Source organism: Cesiribacter sp. SM1 (genome assembly GCF_020178975.1).
Classification (GTDB): domain Bacteria; phylum Bacteroidota; class Bacteroidia; order Cytophagales; family Cyclobacteriaceae; genus Cesiribacter.
The window spans coordinates 1-1,352 of record NZ_JAHXBU010000034.1 but is presented as its reverse complement, the minus strand read 5'-3'; the positions used below and the strand labels follow the sequence as shown (position 1 = coordinate 1,352).

The following is a 1,352-nucleotide window of genomic DNA, read 5'->3' as shown; positions in this document are numbered from 1 at the left end:
AACCTGATCAGGGTCAGCCTAAGCAGGGGCGCCTGGCTGAAGTCAAAGCCCTTCTTCGCATCTGCCTCTATAAAAGCAGATAACTGCTCTGCCTGCTCGGCTGCTGATTTACCTCTGTAGTCCAGCAGCTGGAAAGGTAGCACCACCGAATGATGCACACACTGTACAGGTATGCTCAACTCCTGGTGAAAGGAGCTCCTAAGTATGCTGTGCTGTTGCATTAAATGCTCCCAGCTCTTCCGGAATGCTTCTACTTCTACACCTATAAGCCTGCAGCTCATCTGCTCGATATAGGCAGGTGAGGACTGATCATACAGGCCATGAAATAGGAGCCCTTGCTGCATAGGGCTTAAGCCATAGAGCGTACTGATCTGCTCCCGGAGTTTTTTACCATTTTGCACTGTTGCCAGAAACGCTTCCAGTTCCCGATAATCTACTTTCCCTGTCAGACCATAATCTGATGGAGTAGCCTGAGGTACTGTTTTATGCTGGCAATGGCTGATTAAATTTTCTAATCTTTCCAGGAAATCTGCTGCCAAAGTTGTGATGGTTGCTTCCTGGTAATGCTTGCTTCCGTAGCGCCAGTTAAGCACCAGCTGTCCTTCGATGATGGAAGCGGTGATATCAATGCTGGCTGTTAGCTTATTATTTTTTTCTACGGAAGAACCTGCTGATTCCTGCGCTTTGGCAAACCACTGGCTGGCACTGATTACATTATCCAGCTGTCCCAGGTAGTTGAAGGTAAGCTGGAATGGTTTTTCGGTGGAGAGGCTTTGCCGCACCCCCTCATCCGGATGCAGGTAGCGCAGGGCTCCCCAGCCAAGGCCCTTGTCCGGCACCTGCCGAAGCTGTTCCTTCACCGTCTGTATCACCTCTGATGCCTCCTCTGCTTCTTTGAGCCAGAGCAGCACCGGGTACAGATTGGTGAACCAGCCTATGGTCCTGCTGATGTCCAGCTGTGAAGAAAGATCCTCCCTGCCATGCCCCTCCAGCCCGATGACCACCTGCTGCTGGCTGCTCCAGCTGCCCAGGGTTTTTGTCAGGGCTGCCAGTAAGATGTCATCGATGCGGGTGTTGTATGCCTTATTCACCTCCGTGAGCAGGGCCTGTGTCAGCGCTGCATCCAGAGCTACTTTTACTGTTCGCTGATCCTTTACCAGGGAAGCGCCTACTTCTTTGTCTACAGGTAGGCTAAAATCAGCCCTGGCTACCTTCTGCCAGTAGTCCTGCTGACGAATGGCCTTTGTCTTTGCATACGCCTGCAGGGCCTCCTGCCACTGGCGGTAGGAGCTGCTCTTTGCGCCCAGTGCTACTGCTTTGCCCTGGCTGATCATCTGCAGGCCCTGCTCCAG

The 1,352-nt window shown here is 52.5% G+C and carries 1 protein-coding gene; it reads right to left on the bottom strand.

Features of this window, described 5'->3' with window-relative positions:
- Window positions 1–1,352 (bottom strand): condensation domain-containing protein (locus KWJ01_RS03985; RefSeq protein WP_224995132.1); only part of this gene is annotated, 1,352 nt, incomplete at both ends.